Origin of the sequence: Bifidobacterium sp. SO4 (genome assembly GCF_018555355.1) — a bacterium.
In the GTDB taxonomy this organism is placed as follows: Bacteria; Actinomycetota; Actinomycetes; order Actinomycetales; family Bifidobacteriaceae; genus Bifidobacterium; species Bifidobacterium miconisargentati.
On record NZ_JAFEJP010000007.1, the window covers coordinates 55,576 to 76,963 of the forward strand.

General features: G+C 63.5%; 13 protein-coding genes. 5 read left to right on the forward strand and 8 right to left on the reverse strand.

Annotated elements, in window-relative coordinates; translation table 11 throughout:
* Positions 1 to 46 precede the first annotated feature (46 nt).
* On the forward strand, positions 47 to 2,455 hold the full coding sequence (locus JS536_RS06245) for an alpha-L-arabinofuranosidase C-terminal domain-containing protein (RefSeq protein ID WP_217625116.1): 2,409 nt from the start codon (positions 47 to 49) through the stop codon (positions 2,453 to 2,455).
* 181 nt (positions 2,456 to 2,636) lie between these two features.
* On the opposite strand, the gene JS536_RS06250 is transcribed toward JS536_RS06245, so the two are convergent.
* Positions 2,637 to 3,815 (reverse strand): anion transporter, encoded by a 1,179-nt coding sequence (locus tag JS536_RS06250; protein ID WP_214356246.1) that lies wholly within the window; start codon positions 3,813 to 3,815, stop codon positions 2,637 to 2,639.
* Between the two features lie 756 nt (positions 3,816 to 4,571).
* Between JS536_RS06250 and JS536_RS06255 the strand changes: the two genes are divergently transcribed.
* From JS536_RS06255 to phnX, 4 genes are all read left to right on the forward strand, one after another.
* Entirely contained in the window at positions 4,572 to 5,408 is an 837-nt protein-coding gene (locus JS536_RS06255; protein WP_214356247.1) for an ABC transporter ATP-binding protein, read from the forward strand.
* Between the two features lies 1 nt (position 5,409).
* Positions 5,410 to 8,289: an extracellular solute-binding protein gene (locus tag JS536_RS06260; protein ID WP_214356248.1), complete on the forward strand. Its 2,880-nt coding sequence runs from the start codon at positions 5,410 to 5,412 to the stop codon at positions 8,287 to 8,289.
* Between the two features lie 297 nt (positions 8,290 to 8,586).
* Positions 8,587 to 9,795, forward strand: coding sequence for a 2-aminoethylphosphonate--pyruvate transaminase (locus tag JS536_RS06265; protein WP_214356249.1), 1,209 nt, complete (start codon positions 8,587 to 8,589; stop codon positions 9,793 to 9,795).
* A gap of 206 nt (positions 9,796 to 10,001) precedes the next feature.
* A complete protein-coding gene (gene phnX, locus JS536_RS06270; RefSeq protein ID WP_214356250.1) occupies positions 10,002 to 10,784 on the forward strand; it encodes a phosphonoacetaldehyde hydrolase in 783 nt (260 codons plus the stop codon).
* A gap of 136 nt (positions 10,785 to 10,920) precedes the next feature.
* Here the strand turns inward: phnX and JS536_RS06275 are convergent, their stop codons facing one another.
* From JS536_RS06275 to dnaG, 7 genes are all read right to left on the reverse strand, one after another.
* The gene (locus tag JS536_RS06275) at positions 10,921 to 12,639 is read right to left on the reverse strand and encodes a PLP-dependent aminotransferase family protein (protein ID WP_214356251.1); all 1,719 of its coding nucleotides are present in this window, start codon (positions 12,637 to 12,639) and stop codon (positions 10,921 to 10,923) included.
* Between the two features lie 201 nt (positions 12,640 to 12,840).
* Positions 12,841 to 13,485, reverse strand: coding sequence for a pyridoxal 5'-phosphate synthase glutaminase subunit PdxT (gene pdxT / locus JS536_RS06280; RefSeq protein ID WP_214356252.1), 645 nt, complete (start codon positions 13,483 to 13,485; stop codon positions 12,841 to 12,843).
* Between the two features lie 177 nt (positions 13,486 to 13,662).
* The gene (gene pdxS / locus JS536_RS06285; RefSeq protein WP_109057582.1) at positions 13,663 to 14,538 is read right to left on the reverse strand and encodes a pyridoxal 5'-phosphate synthase lyase subunit PdxS; all 876 of its coding nucleotides are present in this window, start codon (positions 14,536 to 14,538) and stop codon (positions 13,663 to 13,665) included.
* Positions 14,539 to 14,784: 246 nt separating this feature from the next.
* Positions 14,785 to 15,051, reverse strand: coding sequence for a helix-turn-helix transcriptional regulator (locus tag JS536_RS06290; RefSeq protein WP_346427465.1), 267 nt, complete (start codon positions 15,049 to 15,051; stop codon positions 14,785 to 14,787).
* The gene (locus JS536_RS06295) at positions 15,048 to 15,695 is read right to left on the reverse strand and encodes a hypothetical protein (RefSeq protein WP_214356253.1); all 648 of its coding nucleotides are present in this window, start codon (positions 15,693 to 15,695) and stop codon (positions 15,048 to 15,050) included. The genes JS536_RS06290 and JS536_RS06295 overlap by 4 nt, the downstream gene beginning before the upstream one ends.
* A gap of 327 nt (positions 15,696 to 16,022) precedes the next feature.
* Positions 16,023 to 18,722, reverse strand: coding sequence for a transglutaminase-like domain-containing protein (locus JS536_RS06300; protein ID WP_214356254.1), 2,700 nt, complete (start codon positions 18,720 to 18,722; stop codon positions 16,023 to 16,025).
* 515 nt (positions 18,723 to 19,237) lie between these two features.
* The gene (gene dnaG / locus JS536_RS06305) at positions 19,238 to 21,340 is read right to left on the reverse strand and encodes a DNA primase (protein WP_214356255.1); all 2,103 of its coding nucleotides are present in this window, start codon (positions 21,338 to 21,340) and stop codon (positions 19,238 to 19,240) included.
* Positions 21,341 to 21,388 lie beyond the last annotated feature (48 nt).

Genomic DNA, 21,388 nt, shown 5'->3' on the forward strand with positions numbered 1-21,388 from the left:
TGCCGGCAGGCCCCGAGCGAGGACCGGGCGCACTAGAATTGACGCCATGGTGCGGATCAGCGTGGGTGCGCCCACCCATCACACAAGCGGCAGACTCTACGGCGTGTTCTTCGAGGACATCAACCACAGCGCGGACGGCGGTCTGAACGCCAACATGGTGAACAACTACAGTTTCGACGGCGTCTATCTCGACCATCACACCTGGCGGCTCGCCGGCGCGGACCGGTGGCGCACGCAGGCCGATCCCTTGCGGTTCTGGCGGTTCTCCGGCTGCTCGGCCATCAGCTGCGGCATCGAAATCAGGGGCGCCCATGGCCAGATCGTGGACACGTCCATGTCCTGCCCCGCTCCCCCGATCCATGCGCACAGCCGGTACGCGCGCGTCATCGTCGATGAGGCCGGCGGCGATAATGCGATGTCCGGCGACAACGTTCGCACAGCCGACAATAATGCTGCGCCGGCTTCCAGCGCCGCGTTCATCGAAAACCTCGGGTACAACGGCGGCGGCGCGAATGGCGAGGAGCCGGCGTTTTCCATCACGGACGGGCATGCGTACGACGTGAGCCTGTGCGTCCGGCCGGTGTCCGAAGCGGCCGTGCTGTCCGTCGCGGTGGTCGACCGGTCCGGCCGGCCGCTTACCGATGCCATGCGAATCACGATTGATGGTTTGGGCGGTGCCGTCGCCGCAGACGACGCCACCGTCACCGCCCTTGCCGACGGATGGTGGCGCGTCACGGGACAGGTCCATGGTCTGGCGACCGATTACGGCAAGCTGCGCATCGGTATCGGCAGTGGCGATGCGGCGGACAACGTTCGCATCAATGATGCAGCTGCCGACGGCACGGGCGGTCGTGACGATGCCGCGACCGTCGCATCCCCCATTGTCTTTGATTTGGACCTGGTGCAGGTCATGGACGCGGATTACTGGGGCGCGGGCGACCCGAAGTGGCGGTACGGCAAGCTCAGGCGCGACCTGGTGGAGGCCATCGGGGACCTGCATCCGGCGTTCATGCGCTTTCCCGGCGGCTGCATCGTGGAGGGCGTGACGCCCGGCAATGAATACCGGTGGAAGGATACGGTGGGCGCGCTGCAGGCACGCAGGGCGCAGTATTCGATGTGGTCGTTCAAGATGCCGGACGGGTCGAGCTACTGCCAGAGCTATCAGATCGGCTTCTACGAGTACTTCTGCCTGTGCGAGGATCTGGGCGCGAAGCCCCTGCCCACGCTGTTCGCCGGCATCGCGTGCCAGTCGCCGGGGCGTGACCCGCGGCATATGGACATCGATTCGGCGGCATTCCGGCAGAATGTGGTGCAGGACTATCTGGACCTCATCGAATTCGCCAACGGCGATCCCGAGACAAGCCCATGGGCCGCGGTCCGGCGCGACATGGGCCATCCCGAACCGTTCGGACTGGACATGATCGGCGTGGGCAACGAGAATTTCGGCGCCGATTACGTGGCCAAGTTCGACCGTATCTCGACGGCCATCCACGAGCGTTACCCGCACATGCTATGCGTGATGAGCGCGGGGCTGTTCCCGTTCCAGCCGGCCATGAAGCGTACGTGGGACCATGCCCGCGCCATCGCCGGCAACGCGCGTGACCCCAAGCTGGGCGCGGTCGGCTCGGCTACGGGCGACGCGGTTCTGGTGGACGAACACTCCTATCACTCCCCCGAATGGTTCGAGTCGCAGGCCACACGGTTCGACCGGTACCCGCGTTGCGGAGCCGGCGTGTACTTCGGCGAGTATTCGGCCAATGGCTACTTCGCCGGACAGCCGCAGACCGAAGAGGGAGCGAACACGTGGCGTTCCGCCTTGGGTGAGGCCGCGTTCCTGACCGGATGCGAGCGCAATTCGGACGTGGTGCGCATGACCTCCTATGCGCCGTTGCTGGCGCACATCCCCGCCAAGGGCTGGGCGCAGAACCTCATCGAGTTCAATCCGGCGCATGTGAATCCCACGGTGAACTACGAGGTGGAGCGCCTGTTCGCCGCGCATCTGGGGCCGGAAACGTATGACGTTACGGTGGAGAACGTCGAGACGGCGAAGCACCTGTACGTGAGCGTCACCGGTTCGGATGGCGGAGACGCAACCGGTGACGGCGGAACCGCACACGCTTGCGCCACCGCCGCGAATATCGCCGGCAGCACCCACACGGACGCCAACGGCACGTACCGGTACATCAAAATCGTCAACACCGGCGGCGACGCGGTGGACGTGACGTTGGAGATCGCGCACGGACTCGCGGGACTGACCGCGAAACACCACGGCCCGGTGCGACTGGACGTGGAGACGCTGACCGCCGCCCCGGACGCGAAAACCGTCATCGGCTATCGCGGCGAGGCCACCGAAGTCATCGAACGCACCGCCAGAACCTATACGCTGCCTTCACCCTCGTCCCTACTGGCCATGAAAATCCGCCCCTACAGCGTCACGCTGGTCATCTCCCGATAGGAATCGGCCTGCGGCCGATGCTGGTTTTCCGCGGCCGCAGGCCGCTCCTCTACTACCCCTCAGTCGGCTACGCCGACAGCTCCCCTGACAAGGGGAGCCTAGAAAACTACATCACGCAACAGCCCGGATCGTTCCGCGCGGGACACATTGCATTGCATGAGATATGGTCAAACGTCCGCTGCTACTCGATGATCCAGCTGAGGCCTACCAGGACGATGAGGAAGAGGACGTTGACGGCGGAGTAGATGGCGAGGTAGCGGCCCTTGCGGTCCGGGTATTGGCGCACGACGTTCTTGTAGGAGATGAGCGAGGCCATCGAGGCGATGAGGGTGCCCATGCCGCCCAGATTGGTGCCGATGATGAGTTCGCGCCACTGGTCGCAGAAGCCGGAAAGCAGGATGGTGGTGGGCACATTGCTGATCACCTGGCTGGAGGCCACCGCCACCTCGAGCGGGTGGCCGCCCACCAGCGAGCGCGCCAGTTCGTAGAATTCCGGCACGCGCTTCATGTTGCCGATGAAGATGAAGAACATGCAAAACGTGAGCGGCAGACCCCAGTCCACGTAGCGGAAGACGCGACGGTCGGTGAACAGGAAGGTCACCACCACGATCACGCACATGAGCCACAGCGGGATCACGTCGGACACGGCCAGCAGGCACACGCCGAACAGTAGCGTGTAGACCACGGTGCGCCAGCCGCCGTAGCCCGCGCCGTAACCGGTGATGCGGATCTCGTCGGGCTGGTGCTTGTTGCGTTCCGGCGCCAGCACGCCGGTTTCGAGGTTGCCGAGGTTGCCGACCTCCTGCTGGCCGAACACCACGGAGATTACCACCACGAGCAGCACGGCGGCCACGCCGGAATAGGGGGCCATGATGCCGAGGAACTCCAGTGTGGGCATGCCGGTGAGGGCCTTCAAATACAGGTTGTGCGCGTTGCCGATCGGGGTGAGCATGCTGCCGACGTTCGCGCCGATGGTCATGAGCGTGACCACCAGGATCGTCTTATCGCCCTGACCGGCCATGATGAGCACGGCCACGGCGAACGGCACGAACGTGACGAGGGCCACATCGTTGGTGATGAGCATCGCGGAGAAGAACGTGAGCGCCACGAGCGTGATCACGAGCCCGCGCATGGTGCTGGTCTTCTCCAGCAGGCGGGAGCCGATGATGCGGAAGACGCCGATGCGCTGGAAGCCGCACACCACGATCATCAGGCAGATGAGCTGGCTGATGGTGCTCGCGTGGATGTAGCCCTTGTAGTCGGCGTCCGGCGGCACGATGAAGCAGGAGATCAGGGCGAGTACCGAAGCGACAATGAGAATCGTTTCACTTTTCAGCAGCTTGATCAGCATGCGCCGCATCGATTCCTCCGAGTTTTCAAGCGTTTTGCCGTGGTCAATAGTATCGGAACACGCCGCCGATTACGTAGCTTCGGCGTGCTGTTTTCCGACCGATTCCGCGGAAATCGGCCGAGACGCTTACTGCTTTCTGGGCTCCGCTCCCGACTTTTTGACCGGAGCGTGGGTTACGGAAGGATGAATGGCTGGCAAATTATGAATATATGCATGGTTGGGTTCGGTGTCGGCCGGGACCGGCCTTCGGCTGCCGTACCTGACTCCCTTCAGTCGCTACGCGACGGCTCGTCTCAGAGGGGGCTCCGAAAGCACGTCCTGCATTGGCTCTACCGCATCGAGGCATAAAACTAGGCTCTGTTAAACCAAGATTGACATGAATTCCACTGGACTACCCCTCAGTCGGCTTCGCCGACAGCTCCCCTGACAAGGGGAGCCAAGAATAAGGGGCATGTCAATCTTGGTTTAACAGAGCCTAAAACTACGCCGACTACATGTAATTCGTGTAGTTTCACTCGCTGTTCACCATCGCTTCCCCGAACTTTCCTCGATGTAAGACTCCCGTCGCCCGCCGCTGCACGACTATGGAGGTATGCGGCGTGAGGTTCAGCCGTGATAACCGAAAATCCCATAACTGAAACACATCACGATTCACAACTGAACACCGATCACGATGCCGGCGATCAGCACGGCATCACCATAACGGGCCGTCGCGCGTCCATCGCACACGCATGGCGGCCCGAACAGAAGGCAAGTTGACGAAATATGCTCGAACTCAAGAACATCACCAAGTCGTTCGGTGACACCCACGTCCTCAACGGCATCAGCCTCACGCTCGGAGAGGGCCAGATCATGTCCATCCTCGGCCCCTCCGGCGGCGGCAAGACCACGCTGCTCAACATCATCCTGGGCATCACGGACGCCACCAGCGGCCAGATCCTGTACAACGGCGAGGACCTGACCCAGGTGCCGATGGAGAAGCGCGGCTTCAACATCGTGTTCCAGGACTACGCGCTGTTCCCGAACCTGACCGCGTACGAGAACATCACCTACGGTCTGCGCAACAACCCCGGCATCTCCTCCGAGGCGGAGATCAAGGAGCTGATCTCGCTGCTCGGCCTCGAGGAGCACCTCAACAAGCGCATCGACGAGCTGTCCGGCGGCCAGAAGCAGCGCGTGGCGCTGGCCCGCACGCTGGTGATGAAGCCGAAGCTGCTGCTGCTCGACGAGCCGCTTTCCGCCCTGGACGGCGTGATCAAGGAGTCCATCAAGGCCAAGATCAAGCAGATCGTGGACCAGTACAAGCTCACCACCATCATGGTCACGCATGATCCGGAGGAGGCCTGCACGATGAGCGACCGCGTGCTCATCATCAACCACGGCAAGATCGCCCAGTACGATACGCCGGAGAACATCATCGAGCACCCGGCCTCCGACTTCGTGAAGAAGTTCATCCTGCACCAGCTCGAGGTCAAGCGCAACAACATCTACTCGCTGTTCAACGAAGCCGAGGAGGACGCGGCGAAGGCCAAGGCCGCCGAGAACGTCGCCGCCCAGTCCGAGACCGCCACCGTGCCGGCCGCCGCCGGTCAGGAGGCCTGACATGTCGGTCGAATCGATTCAGGCGGGCAAGCAGCTGCCCAACATCCGCCCGGAGATCGTCAACTACGAGCGTCGTCCCGCCAAGCCGAAGCAGACCGAACTGTGGACGCTGCTGGCGATCGTGGCATTCTGTTTCGCCGTGTTCCTGGTGGCGCCGATGCTGCTGGTCATCATCCGCTCGTTCACCACCGCATCCGGCTCGGCCACGCTCTCCAACTACGCCGCCGTGCTCTCGCGGCCCGAGTTCGTGCGCTCGATCACCAACTCGCTGGCCGTCTCCGCCACGTCCGCCCTGGTGGCCGTGCTGCTCGCGTTCCTGCTGGCGTACACCATCAACTGCACCAACGTGCCGGCCGGGTTCAAGAAGGCCGTGGGACTGCTCGCCCAGCTGCCGATGCTGCTGCCGACCATCACGTACGGCTTCGCCATCATCTACTCCTTCGGCAAGCAGGGCCTGATCACCAGGCTTTTCGGACACCAGCTGTTCGACATCTACGGCTTCAACGGCCTCTTGATGGGCTACGTGATCTACACGCTGCCCACCTGCTTCCTGCTCATCAACAACAGCTTCCAGTTCGTGGACAAGAAGTTCATCATCGTCTCCCACATCATGGGAGACAAGCCCCTGACCACGTTCCTCAACACGGTGCTGCGCCCGCTCATCGGCACGATGGCCGTGGCGTTCATCCAGTCGTTCTTCCTGGCGTTCACCGACTACGGCATCCCGACCTCGGTGGGCGGCGAGTACGACGTGCTGGCCATGACCCTGTTCAACCAGATGCTCGGCTCCATCCCGAACTTCAACCGCGGCGCCGTGATCGCCGTGTTCATGCTCATCCCCTCGATCATCTCCATCATCCTGATGACCGTGCTGGAGCGCTTCGCCATCCGCTACAAGCAGATCAGCCAGGTGGACCTGCCCAAGGGACCGCGCCGCGACTGGCTGTGCGGTATCGCGTCCGTGGTGGTGCTGGTGTGCACGCTGTCGGTGTTCGCGGTGATCCTGCTCATCCCGTTCGTCACCGAATGGCCGTTCAACGTGACGCCCACGTTCTCGCACATCGCGAACATGTTCACCGATTCCGAACTGACGCAGGTGTTCACCAACTCGCTGTACGTGGCCGTGATGACCGCCATCGTGGGCTGCCTGTTCGCCTACGCGGCGGGCCTGGTGACCTCCCGCTCCAAACTGCCGAACTGGGCCAAGCGTTCAGTGGACGCGATCAGCGCGATCATCAACACCGTGCCCGGCATGGTGCTCGGCATCGCGTTCCTGTTCGCCTTCTCCGGCTCCTCGCTGCAGAACACGTTCTGGATCCTCATCATCGCGAACATCATCCACTACTTCGCCACCCCGTACCAGATGATCAAGGACTCGCTGTCCAAGATGAACGCCGGCTGGGAGACCACGGCGAAGCTCATGGGCGACAACTGGATCAAGACCATCGTGCGCGTGGTGACGCCCAACGCCCTGCCCACCATCCTGCAGGTGTTCGGCTACTACTTCGTCAACGCGATGGTGACCATCTCCGCGGTGGTGTTCCTCACCGGCGCACGCACGCAGGTCATCACCACCAAGATCTCCGCGCTGCAGCACATCGCCAAGTTCGACGACGTGTTCGTGCTCTCGCTGCTCATCCTGGTGACGAACCTGGTGGTCAAGGGCGTGATCGCCTTCGCCACGCGCGACCGTTCCGCCGAACGCGCCAAGGCCGCCGCCCGCGTGACGGTCAGGACGCCGCAGCTGGCCGCCGCCCGCTCCACGGTCGCCGCCGATACGCGACTGACCGCCGCCGCGCAGACCGCGCACAACGGCACGCCCGACTTCCCGCTGCCGACTTCCGGCAACCGCAAGGCCTGCAACGCCTTCACCGCAGGCCTGTCCGCGGTGCTCGCCGTGCTGCTGGTCGGCTTCGGATTCGGCGCCACCGCAACCGCGAGCACCAACGGCCAGGTGGTCATCTACACCAACGCCGACGACGAGGCCGTGGTGGCCTTCCAGCATGCCCTGGACGAGAACGGCTTCAAGAACCAGTACATCATCCAGAGCTTCGGCACCTCCGAGCTTGGCGGCAAGATGCTGGCCGAAGGCAAGGCCCTCGAGGCGGACATGCTCACCATGAGCTCCTACTACGTGGATTCCGCGCAGGAGCGCAACCACATGTTCGCCGACCTGACCGACGTACGCTCCAAGCTGCTCGGCAACTCCGAGAACTCCAAGGCACCCGCATACCGCTCCCCAACCACCGCGCAGGAAGGTGCGATCATCGTGAACATCACCGCGCTCAAGGAGGCCGGCGTGCCCGAGCCGAAGAGCTTCAAGGACCTGGCCGACCCGCAGTACAAGGGCCTCATCTCCGTGCCGGACATGGAGGGCTCCTCCACCGGCTGGCTGATGATCCAGGCCATCGCGGATGCCTACGGCACCGGTGAGGAGGGCCGCGCGATCCTCACGGCGATCTACCGCAACGCCGGCCCGCACCTTGAGCAGTCCGGATCCGGGCCTTTGAAGGCTGTGCGTTCCGGCGAAGTGGCGATCGGCTTCGGCCTGCGTCACCAGGCCGTGGCGGACAAGAAGAAGGGCCTGCCCATCGACTATGTGGACCCCGAGGAGGGCAACTACTCGCTCACCGAATCGGTGGCCGTGCTGGACAAGGGCGCCAAGACCAACCCCAAGGCGCAGAAGATGGCCGGCGTGATCATCGACAAGGGCCGCGCCGAGCTGCTCAAGACCTATCCGACGCCGCTCTATCAGGGCGAGAAGGCCCCGGCCAACGCCTCCAAGCGTTCCAAGACCTTCCCCAAGCCCCTGACCGTTGACCTGCTGCAGGAGCATCAGGACTTCTCGTCCGAATGCAAGCGCCTGGCGCAGGGCGAATAGGCATGGTCCCCATTCAGCTTTGAAGTTGCGCATTGAGCAGTGTTTGGTTGGGGTGTGTGATGCCAGACCGTAAGCAGCGGAGGCGTGTGCTACGCTCCGCGAGCACGCGCCGGAGCGAGGCCGAACGGCCTTGAGTGTGTCAGGCATCACACACCCCAACCAAACACGTCAACCCCCATCACATACAGAACTACATACGACACTCCGATTGCACCTTACAAACTACGTAGAAGATTACAGAAACTACACAGCTGATTAGACTCAGCCGCAGCAACCCCAAGAAAGGAAACCGCCATCATGGCAAACGAATATAAGCTGCTGACCCCCGGCCCGCTGACCACTACCCGCACGGTCAAGGAAGAGATGCTCTTCGACCACTGCACGTGGGACGAGGACTACCAGCAGATCACCCAGAAGATCCGCCGTCAGCTGCTTGAGCTGGCCCACGTGAACGCCGACGACTACACCGCCGTGCTCATGCAGGGCTCCGGCACCTTCGGAGTGGAAAGCGTGCTGACCTCCGTGATCGGCAAGGACGAGAAGGTACTGTTGTGCACCAATGGCGCGTACGGCGACCGTCAGGCCAAGATCTGCGACCACGCCGGCATCGCCTACACGCAGTACGCCGAGCCGTACGACCGCATCCCGGACGCCGCCAAGGTCGAGGAATACCTCACCGCCGATCCGTCCATCACCCACGTCTCGATGATCCACTCCGAGACCACCTCCGGCCTCCTCAACGACATCAAGGCCGTTGCCGCCGTGGCCAAGAAGCACGGCTGCACCTTCATGGTGGACGCCATGAGCTCCTTCGGCGGCGTGGATATCCCGGTGGCCGACTGGGGCATCGACTTCCTGGTCTCCTCCGCCAACAAGTGCATCCAGGGCGTGCCCGGATTCAGCTTCATCATCTGCAACAAGGCCAAGCTCGAGGCCTCCAAGGGCAAGGCTCGCTCCCTCTCCTTGGACCTGTGGGACCAGTGGAACACCCTCGAGAAGGCCAACGGCAAGTGGCGCTACACCTCCCCCACCCACGTGGTGCTCGCATTCTCCAAGGCGCTGGACGAGATGTTTGCCGAGGGCGGCATCCCGGCCCGCTCCGCCCGCTACGCGCTCAACAACCACCTGCTCATCGCCCGTATGAAGGCGCTCGGCTTCCGCGTGTTCCTCAAGGACCATCAGGGCTCGATCATCACCACGTTCCTCTACCCGGAGGGCACCACGTTCGACTTCCACGACATGTACGAGTTCATCAAGGAGCGCGGCTACGCCATCTACCCCGGCAAGCTCACCAACGAGGACACCTTCCGTCTGGGCAACATCGGCGAGATCTACACCGACGACATCGAGAAGGTGACCGAGCTGCTGGCCCTGTACATGGGCGAGCGCGGACTGCTCAAGGCCGCCACCGGCTCCGATTCCGTGCCGGCCGCCATCGCCGCGATGGACGAGGCGGGCGCCCCGATCAAGGCCGCCGCCCCCGCCGGAGTCAAGCTCGTCGCCTGAGCTCTGTCGGCTTGGCGGTGCAATCATACGAGCCCTTACTTGGCTCCCCTCTCTGAGGGGAGCTGGCCGCGAAGCGGGCTGAGGGGAGTTACACGTCGCACTCCCCTCAGCCTCACTACGTCCGGCAGCTCCCCTCAGAGAGGGGAGCCAAAATCCGCAAAAACACAATAACATCGACCTCGATTTCACAGAATCCAGGAAATACAATGACCAACCGTTTTGAAGCTGTTATTTTCGATTGGGCCGGCACCACCGTGGATTACGGCTGCTTCGCGCCGGTGCGCGCCTTCCAGGAGGCGTTCAAGGAGTTCGGCGTCACGCCCACCATGGACGAGACCCGCAAGCCGATGGGCATGCTCAAGCACGACCACATCAACACCATGCTGCACATGAACCGCATCGCCCGCGCCTGGGAGGACGCCCACGGCGCCGCCCCCACCGACGCTGACGTGGATGCGGTCTACAGCCACTTCGAGCCGAAGCTGCTGTCCATCCTCGACAATTACGCCGATCCGAAGCCGGGCGTGGTCGAGGCCGTGGCCGCCCTGCGCGAGGCGGGCATCAAGATCGGCTCCACCACCGGCTACACGGACAAGATGATGGAGATCGTGGTGCCCAAGGCCGCCGAGAACGGCTACTCCCCCGACTTCTGGATCAGCCCGGACGGCACCAACGGCTTCGGCCGCCCCTACCCGTACATGGTGTTCAAGAACCTTGAGAAGCTGGGCGTGACCGACGTGCGCCGCGCCGCCAAGGTGGGCGACACCCTTTCCGACATCCGCGAGGGCAAGAACGCCGGCGTGTTCACCATCGGCGTGACCGAGGGCAGCTCGCAGATGGCGCTGAGCCAGGACGAGTTCGAGGCGTTGGACGAGGCCGGCAAGGCACAGGCCCGCGCCGCCGCCCGCACCGCGTTCGTGAACGCCGGGGCCGACGCCGTCATCGACACGATGGCCGAGCTGCCGACGCTGCTTGCGCAGCTCGCCTGAGCATCAGTAGCTCCGCGATAGGAGACCCATTTCCGCCTGCCGGGAAGTTTCATCCGCGCTATAAGGGATCCTTCCAAACGACAATGCCGGGTATGAGCACTGCGATCACAGCGTTCATACCCGGCATTTCTTATTTTCAGAGCTCCGCCACCGTCTCGCCGATGATTCGGATGCCTCGCTCGATGTCCGCGGCGGCCGGACGCACGAAGTTGAGGCGGATGTGGGAGTCATCCATCTCATCGACGTCGAAGACGCTGCCCGGCATAAAGGTGACGCCCTTCGCACGGCAGGCGTCCAGCACATCCAGCGAGCGCACGCCTTGGGGCAACGCGGCCCACAGGTAGTATCCGCCCTCCGGTACGGTCCAGCGCATGCCGGCCGGGGCGAACCGCTCCAATGCCGCGACCGCCGCATCACGCCTCTCCCGATATGAGGCCGTCAACGTGCGGACATGCTCGGCGATGCGGCCTTCCTTGAGCAGTTCCAGGCAGATGCGCTGCGAGGATGTGCTCGTATGCTGGTCCACCATGCGTCTCAGGCCCGCCAGACGGTTGATCACATGCGGATCCGCCACGATCCAACCGGTCCGCAGGCCCGAGGTCACGGTCTTCGAGAACGTGGACAGATACATCACGTATCCGGCGTTCTCCATGCCTTTGAGCGGTATCGGGCGCCGTTCTTTCCCCGCGGCGGCGATATGGCCGACGCCTCCGCGCGGAGCGGCTTCGACTTCGGCGATATCCTCGTCGGTTCGGTCGGCGGTTTGGAAATCACGCGAATCCGCCATCGCTGGCCCGTACCACAGGTCGCCGTAGGCGTCGTCCTCGATGATGAGGCATTGGTAACGACGCGCCACATCGATGAGTTCGCTGCGGCGTTCGGCCGGCATCGTGGTACCGGTGGGGTTCTGGAAGGTGGGGATGGTGTAGATGAGCTTGGGGTGGAATCGCGCGCAGTAACCGTCCAACAGGTCGGTGCGCATGCCGTGCTCGTCCATGGGCACGCCAATGATGCGCGCGTCGGCGGAGCGGAAGGCCTGCAGCGCCGGGAAGAACGTGGATTGTTCGACCAGCACGCAGTCGCCGGGGTTGACGAACGCGCGCACGCACAGGTCGATGCCCTGTTCGGAGCCGGAGAGCACCATCACGTTGCGTACGTCGCACTGCACGCCACGGTCGCGCATGTGTTCGGCGAGCAGGTCACGCAGTTCCGCAAAGCCTTCTATGGGCGATTCGGGCTGGCCGTCGAATTCGTGCGAGGCGAACGCCTCGATGCTCACCGCGCGCAGGAGGTCGTCCGGGATGTCGGCCGGGTTGGGCGAGCCGGTGGCGAAGTCGATCACCGTGTCGCCGCGTTGCGCACGTTCGGCGGAGGCGATGTCGTGATAGGTGAACCGGTTGGAGTAGTCGGAGAACAATACGGACCACGGCGGGCGCGCCACGGTCGGTTCAGTAGTCTCCGGAAGCTCGTGCCGTGCCAGTCGTACGGGAGATTGCGTGGATTGCGATGCATCCGAACGCGACGATGCCGATGATGCCGTCGATTGCGGCGATGGTGCCGTCATCGGCGCCGATGACGTTGCCGTGGGACGCGATGCCGCTGAGGTCGGCACCTCGCCGCGCGGTAGTACGAAGGTGCCTTTGCCGACCTTGGAGGCGATGAGGCCTTCGTCCTTCAACTGCTGATAGGCCTGCAAGATGGTGGTGCGGTTGACTTCGAGGCGTGCGGCGAGCTCGCGCTCGGGCGGCAGCCGGTATCCTTCGGCGAGTGTGCCGGAGATAATCTGTTCACGCAGTTCGGCGGCCAGTTGCCGGTACATCGGCATGCTGCTGTGCCGATTGAGTTCCAGTCGCATGTCCGCCGCCTTCCTTTTGTGTCATGGGCCGTCGCCGCACCCTGTGGACCATGATATGCGGCGCGGCAAGTGCCCATGGTGTAGGGAAGTTCCCATGATGTAGGGAGCGGTTTTAGGGAAATGGCGGAATTCCGCCGTTTTACATCCCTACATCATGCGGGAATCCCTACACCATGGGATTTCCCCTACATCATGGGGTTCCTACAGCGAAAGGAACAGCTCGTGGATGCGGGTGTCGTCCGTGAGCTCCGGGTGGAACGCGGTGGCGAGGATGTTGCCCTGACGCAGGGCCACCGGATGGCCGTCCACCTCGGTCTCCACGGTGGCGTCCGGCCCTACGGAGACCACGTACGGCCCGCGGATGAACACCAGCGGGAAATCGGCGATGTACGCCTTGCCGCCGTCGACGGACTTGCCGAAGTCGGCGGTGGCGGCGAAGCTGCCGAGCTGGCGGCCGTAGGCGTTGCGGCGCACCACGGCGTCGAGCGCGCCGAAGTACACGTTCGGGTCGTTGTCGAGCTTCTTGGCGAGCAGGATCATACCGGCGCAGGTGCCGAACACCGGCTTGCCGGCCTTGATGTGCGCGTCGATCTTCTCGAACAGACCGGTGGAACGCAGCAGCTTGCCCTGCGTGGTGGACTCGCCGCCGGGCAGGATCACGCGGTCGATGGACTCGTCGAAGTCCTCGGCGGCGCGCAGCAGCTTCCACGGCGCACCCAGCTTGTCCAGCACGGCCGCGTGTTCGGCGAACGCGCCCTGGACGGCCAGGATGCCGGTCACGCCGTGCTTCGCGGTTTCGGCGTCGTCGGATTCTTCCTTGGATATGTATTCAACAGCTACAACCATTGTTACCTCTTTGCATGCCGCTCCCCTCAGTCGGCAAAGCCGACAGCTCGTCCTGCAATTACGGACGAACTTCGTTCGCGTTGTGTTGGCTCGACTGTCGTCTCGCACATTGCCTACAAACAGCTCCGCTGTTTGCTTCACGGCAATGTCCTCACAGAGGAGACCGGGAAAGAACCGTCACTCGCCGCGGGCGGCCATGATGGTCTTGATCTCGTCCTCGTTGATGCCGACCATGGCCTCGCCCAGGTTCTCGGAGAGCTTGGCGAGCAGGTCGGCGTCCTGCCAGTTGGCGGTGGCCTTGACGATGGCGGCGGCGCGCTTGGCCGGGTCGCCGGACTTGAAGATGCCGGAGCCCACGAACACGCCTTCGGCGCCGAGCTCCATCATCAGGGCGGCGTCGGCCGGGGTGGCCACACCGCCAGCGGCGAAGTTGACGACCGGCAGACGGCCGTTGTCGTGCACGTACTTGGCCAGGTCGTACGGCACGGCGAGCTGCTTGGCGGCCTCGTAGACCTCGTCGTCGCGCAGGGAAACGAGCTCGTGGATCTGCTTGTTCATCGTGCGCATATGACGCACGGCCTGGATCACGTCGCCGGTGCCGGGCTCGCCCTTGGTGCGGATCATGGCCGCGCCCTCGGCTATGCGGCGCAGGGCCTCGCCCAGGTTCTTCGCGCCGCACACGAACGGCACGTCGAACTGGTTCTTATCGATGTGGTAGACGTCGTCGGCGGGCGAAAGCACCTCGGACTCGTCGATGTAATCGATGTCGATGGCCTGCAGGATGCGGGCCTCGGCGATGTGGCCGATGCGCACCTTGGCCATGACCGGGATGGACACGGCCTCCTGGATTCCTTTGATCATGGCCGGGTCGGACATGCGGGAGACACCGCCGGCCGCGCGGATGTCGGCGGGGATGCGCTCCAGGGCCATCACGGCGCATGCGCCGGCGTCCTGGGCGATCTTCGCCTGCTCGGGCGTGGTCACGTCCATGATCACGCCGCCCTTGAGCATCTGGGCCAGATTACGGTTGAGTTCCGCACGATTCTGCGTCATTATTGTCCCCTTGTGTGCGATGTTGAACGGTTATCGACCTGCCTATTATCAGACGCGCACACGCGGCGCATACCAAACCAGTCCAATTTGGATGGGGCCAATCCGGTGTTTCTTGACCCATCCAATTTGCGGCGATACCAATGCCAACATTGGCATGACATCTCGTAGGACTACTCTTCAGTCGCCTTCAGTGACAGCTTGTCCTGCGGAGAACCGGAGAAAACCCGCAAGGCCCGGCCAGCCGGCTCACTCCTTGATGTACTCGAGGATGTCGCCGGGCTGGCAGTCGAGGGCCTCGCAGATGGCGGCGAGGGTCGAGAATCGGATGGCTGAGACGCGGTTGTTCTTGATCTTCGAAAGGTTGACGTTGGTGATGCCCACCTGCTCGGCCAGCCAGTTCAGGGAACGCCCGCGCTCGACCATGATGCGGTCAAGTCGCAGGACGATGTGGCCGTCCGTCTCAGCCCCGTCCCGCGACGCATCCGGGCCATCGATGCCACGCGCCTCGCTCACAGCAGTCCGTCCACTTCCCGCTCCAGCGACATGCCGTAGTCGAAGATGCGCGCGAGCAGCAGCAACATGATGCCGATCATCACCAGCAAGCCGCTCATCCACAGGCTTGCGCTGCCGGATGCGCCGGCGATCGAGCAGACGATGTAGTTGACCAGCGCGACGACTGGCGCGGCGATGAGATACCAACCCATACGGGAGAGCCGCTCCGCGATCACGGCGCGGAACGGCGAGGGAGAGGCCGGGTCGGCGTGCTCCACCCAGGTTTTCAGTTCGTCGCACAACGCGGCGATCTGGCCGAACGCCAGCGCCAGCAGGGCGTAGACGGCCGTCCGCGCGAGGCCGGTGGCGATGACGGCCACCGTGTTGATCGGGGCGTCGTCGTACGGCTGCAGGAAGATCGAATAGTCCAGCACCTGCCCGGTGAGGCTGATGTTGAATACGCCTCCGACGCTGAGATCCAGCCGATTGTAGCCGGCGGTCAGTGCTCCGGATGCCACGATGAAAGCCACCAGCACGATGGCGGTCGCCGCGGCGGCGATCCAGAGGAACACCGTGCCGATGCGTGCGATGATAAGGGCCGCGGCGCCCGCGCGGCCCAGCAGATCGGCCTGCCTCGAGACCGGGCGACTGGTTTTCGTTGCCATGATGGACCTCCTTTTGGATGCTGGCCGACATTCCTTCTTGGAAGGGCACGGCTTGCGCTCCCATCAGAGAAGGAAGCCAAGGTGGTTCCATTATAGCATTTTTATCGTTTGTCGTTAAATAATTAACGACAAACGACTATTACAAAGTTGGAATCAAGAAAGAACCCCAACTCATTCGCCACCAGCGACCGAAAACCATTGGCTCTGCTAAACCACGATTGACATGAATCCATGTCTGACTACTCCTCAGTCGGCTTCGCCGACAGCTCCCCTGACAAGGGGAGCCGAGAATAAGGTCCATGTCAATCTTGGTTTAACTGAGCCAAATCATTTGTAGCGGGAGACCTGGGAGGCGAGGGTCCAGCGGTCCCAGCCGGTGAAGTGGTCGGTCACTTCGGACTGGGGTTTGAGCTGGTAGCGGTCGGACGCGGTGGTTCCGTCATCATCCCACGTGGAGTCCATGACCAGCCATTGGCCGTCGATGTTCACGAAGTTCCAAGCATGACCGGCGCTGGACCCGCTCACATTGCCCGTCACCACGCGCGTGTCCAGCCCGGAGGCCTTGGCGAGCGCCTGGAACGCATAGGCATAGGCCATGCACACGCCCTTGCCGTTGACCACGCCGAACGAGCTCCACGCATCGGGATATTCCTTGCCGGAACCGGCGTTGTCGAACGAGCTGCCCCGGCCGAAGCCGACGGCGGCATAGGCGTCGTAGTCGTAGGTGATATGCGCGGCGAGGAACTGGTCGATGGCGATGGCCTTGTCCCGGTCGCTGCCCTGGAACTGCCCGACGGCCGACTTGACGAACTGGTCAAGCTGCTGTTGACGGGACTGGTAGTCATCCGCGTACTTGACCCACATCACCAGCTTGTCGCCCTTCTTGCGCACGGTGTATTGCACGGCGTCCGTGCTCACGCGCAGGTACGGGTTCTGGTAGATCACCTCGTCCATCACGTCCTCGGTGCTGGACTGGTATTCGTCGGTGGCGTATTTGCTGATGTCGATGACCTGGTGGCCGTTGAGGATGTTGTTGGCCAGGTACTTGCCGTAGTCGTTCGAGGCGAACGTGAAGTACGGCGATTCCTTGGTGTCCGAGTCGATCTTCTTGTCGTCGTATCCGGTCCAGTCCACGTCGCCGCTGGCGGCCCGCTGTCGGTCGAGCAGGCCGCCGGCCTTCGGCAGCGATTGGAGGGCGGTCTGCGTCACCTGCGGGAACACGGCGTTGAGGTCGCCTTCGTACCATACGCTGCCGGTGTCGCTCAGGAGCGTTCCGGGCGCGCTGTACGTGAACTCCCAGCTGCCGTCGCTGCCGTCCTTGCGATGCAGATCACTGAATTCGCTCGGAACCGGCACGGTGGCGCCGTTGGCCATCTGCACGAAGGTGTAGACGTAGGCCTCCATGTCCTGTTCGACGGTGTTGTCCTCGCCGAAAACGCCCCTGAGGTTGTACGACCATTGGTTTATCTGCGCCTGTCCAGCCACCCTGATGGGGATGGACGGCACCAGATCGTTGGCGTCCACGGCGTACCAGCGTCCTTCATGCCCGTCCGCGTCCACGGCGGTGACCACGAAGTAGAGCCTTCCGGCCGAATCCGCATCCCATGACCCGCCGGCGCGCTGCAGCAGGTCGGCGCAGTATTCGTCCGAATCCTGCTGGCATCGGTCGATGCTGTCCTGGCTTTCGACCATCAACGATTGGAACGCCTCGTTCTGCCCGATGACCGCGGGGCCCACGATGTCCGAATCGCGTTCCTCCGGCTTGTCATAGTCCTTGGAGAGCAGTTGCGTGGTCTTGGAGGTGCCGAGCTTCTTGATGGCGCCGTGTTCCTCCGAGTAGAAGGATTCCCCCGGCTGGCCCACCTGCGGGTAGATGATGTAGGTGTAGACGTTGTACGACTGCGCGCCGTCCACCTTGTTCCAGGAGATGTCCACGCCGCCGTTCTCGTTGACGACGGACTGGATGTTGCGCACGACGGGCAGTCGTTCGATATCCGTGTGCTCCTTGACACGGAAGAACTGGACGATGGGCTTGGCGAGCTTCTTGCCGTCCTCGCCGAGATATTGCACATAGTAGTAGCCGTCCGAGGGCAGGAATCCGCGGTCCTTGCCGATGCTGTCGCCGTGCTGCATGTCCTCGGGGATGTCCATGCTGCCGTCGATGTCGATGGTGCCGGTGCCTTCCTTGTCGCCGATGGGTGTGCCGGCGAAGGCGTATGTGGGAATGGGCACCGACAGCGAGGAGTCCTGGAAGACGCGGGCGCTTTCCTCCGCGGACAGTTCCGCGCCCTTGAGTTCGAATCCCATGCCGTCGCCGGCCACCACTTTGGCCGGATTCTTCAGGATGATGCGGAATTTGTAGTACGTATCCACGGCGATGGGATCGCGCAGGTCGTACTGGTCAGCGGGCATGCCGGCGTAGGCCTGCTCCTTGGTGGGCAGGGTGGAGTCCGCCATGATGCCGTCCATGGCGCCGTCCGCCTTGAGCAGGAAGTAGCTCACGGTGAACACCGAGGAGAAGACAAGGACGATTGCGGCGAGGATGGCGACGGGGATGAGCCAAGGCTTGCGTTTGGTGAGGCTGAGCGTGGGACCGCCGGGATATGCGGCGGCGTTGCCGCGTCTGTTCGATTTGCGGGTTGTGTTGGCGTGGGTTTTGTGCGAGGCTCGGTTCCGTCCGGCGACGTTACCGGTGGAGAAAGAAGCGGACGGATCCACGGGAGGTGTCGTCTGCCGGGGCATTGCGGACTGGCCGGGCATGGGCTGCCATTGTTGCGGCGGCTGTTGTCCGATGGATGGTTGCTGGCCGGGGGCCGGTTGCTGGGGATATTGATATTGCGGCCATGCGGCCGGTTGCTGCTGCGGGTATTGGTATTGCGAACCGGAAGCCGGCTGCGCGAATGGTTGCTGGGACTGCGGCTGGCCTTGCGGCCCCCAAGGTGACGACTGCTGAGGTTGGGGCGGCGGCACCTGCTGCGCGGACCACGGTTGCGTCGACTGCTGCTGCGGGTAGGGCGCGCCCGTCATCGGCGGCTGTGGTTGAGGAGATTGCGGGGGCTGTTGGTGCGGGTACTGCCGAGGCTGCTGCGACGCCGGCCATTGCCGGGCTGGATTCGCCATGGGTTGGTTCGGACCGCCTTGGCCGGCCGGCTGGAATTGGTTCTGATTCGGCTGGTTTTGGTTCTGGTTATGGCTGTCTTGCTGCGGATCCGCCATGGATTCCCCTTCTCACCCGCCCGGGCCGGCTGCTTGCCGGTTCCGGGCACCCCATTGTTTGCGACCCTGCAGGACTACCCCTCAGTCGGCTTCGCCGCCAGCTCCCCTGACAAGGGGAGCCAAGAGAAGTCATTCCACGGCTAATCCAACAGAGTCATGTTCGCGTTCCACTCCACTCCTGTGTTGGGCACGAGCTTAGCACTCGGATGTTGCCTTGTCAGGAGGGTGCTGTCGCTTTCCCACGTTGACAAGATCAATCGGCGTTATAGCCCTCCCCAGTTGGCCTACGCCGAAGGCCCCTCTCCTAGGGAGCCGAGACCAACCTCTTATCCGATGGTGTTGCCGTAGACCTGGGCTTGGAGGTCCTTGCGGGCGGTCTCCATGCGGGCGATCTGGCCGAGGAGGGCGATTTTCTCCTCGCCGTCCGGCAATTGGGCCATGCGGCGCTTCGCCAGACCGATCTGGCGCATGAAGCCCATGTCCAGCAGGCGGGTGAGCAGTTCGGCGGCGTACCGCTGCTCCTCTTTGGTGGCCGGGCGCAGCTGCACGGCAGCCGCCCCTCCCGGCATGCCCTGCGCGTTCGGCTGGGGTGGTTGGGCGCCCGTACCCTTGTCGTCGCCGGGCAACGGCAACGGCATCACGGCCAGTTCGTTGATCACCTGGTTGAGCATCGGCCCGCCGGCCTTGGTGAGGTTGTGCATCCACAGGCCCTGCGGGGTGTCGTCGGACGGCAGTCCCCCGGCCGCCGCGATGGCCTGGAACAGCGTGCGGAACACCGGGCTCATGAAATGGTCCAAGGTGAGCTGGCCGAACATGGTGCGGTCGATGGCGCGCGGCACCTGGATGAGCGTGGCCATGAACTGCTGTTCGGCGATGAACACGGCATCATCGATCTTGAAATACGCCTGTTCGGCGGCGTCACGGCGTTCCAGCGCCTTGCGCGCGGCCGGATTGGCGTATGGGTTGGTGCCCGGCTCCATGCGCGGCTCGTCCTCGCGGGCGAACCGGCGGCGCGAGGCGTAGGCATCCTCATCCCTCACATGCAGCTGGCGACGCGCGGACATGACCTCGCGGCGCATCACTTCCAGATCCACGCCGATGCGGCCGGCGGCTTTGCGCGCGTAGGCATCCCACAGGGAACGGTCGCGAATCTGAGCCACCAGCGGAGCCACGGCCTTCATGGCACCCACCTGACCAGGCGTGTAGGTCAAGTCGAAACGGTTGATGGCCGCGTCGATCACGAAGTCATAGAGCGGCTTGGCCCGTGCGATCAGCGAGCGCACGGCCTCGTTGCCCCGTTCGATTCGCAGGTCGCACGGGTCGAGGTTGTCGTCCGCCACGGCCACGAAGGTCTGCGAAAGAAACGCGGAATCAAGCCCGAAGGCGTGCAGTGCGGCCTTCTGGCCGGCCGCGTCGCCGTCGAACGTGAACACGATGCGCGAGCTCAACGGCTGGTCCTTGACCTTGAGCGGCCCGACCAGCTGGACCGCGCCGAGCGAGTCGTCGGCGATGAGTCGGCGCACGATCTTGGCGTGTTCGGCACCGAACGCCGTGCCGCAGGTGGCGATGGCCGTGTCGATGCCGGCCAGATGCATGGCCATCACGTCCGTGTATCCCTCGACGATGACCACCTGGCGCTTCTTGACGATGGCGGACTTGGCCAGATCGATGCCGTAGAGCACCTGGGTCTTGCGATAGAGCTGCGTGTCCGGCGTGTTGATGTACTTGGCGGCGATCTGGTCGTCCTCATACAGCTTGCGCGCGCCGAAGCCGAGCGTACGGCCGGTCGAATCGCGGATGGGCCAGGTCACGCGGCCGCGGAAGTAGTCGTAGATGCCGCGCTGGCCCTGACGCGCAAGGCCGGCGTCCAGGATTTCCTTCTGCGTGAAGCCCTTGGAGGACAGGTGACGCACGAGGTTGTCCCAGCCTTGGGGCGCGTAGCCGCAGCCGAATCGCTCGCAGTCGGCCTGGGAGAAGTTGCGCCCGCCGAGGAGCTTGCGTGCGGGAAGGGCCTCCTTGGTGAGGATCTGCGAGACGAAGAAGCGCTGCGCCTCCTCGCAGGCCTCCAGCAGGCGGGTGCGTTTGGAACCGGTGCCGTCCGGCTGTCCGGGCGTCTTGCCGGAGTTCTCGTAATGCAGTTCGATGTGGTATTTGTCCGCGAGCAGTTCCACGGCCTCACGGAAGTCGATGTTCTCGGCCTGCTCCACGAATTTGAACACGTCGCCGCCCAAACCGCAGCCGAAGCAATGCCAGACTCCGAGCGAGGGACGCACGTTGAAACTGCCGGTCTTCTCGTCATGGAAGGGGCACAGGCCCACGAACGTGCCGGTGCCCGAAGGCTTGAGCGTTACGGTCGCGGATACGATGTCATACAGGTCCGCGGCGGCGCGCACCTTCTCAACGTCTTCCTTCTTAATCATCCCGACCATAGTTCTCTAGAGTACCGCCTGGTTCGGGACACGGTAAAATTTTACCGA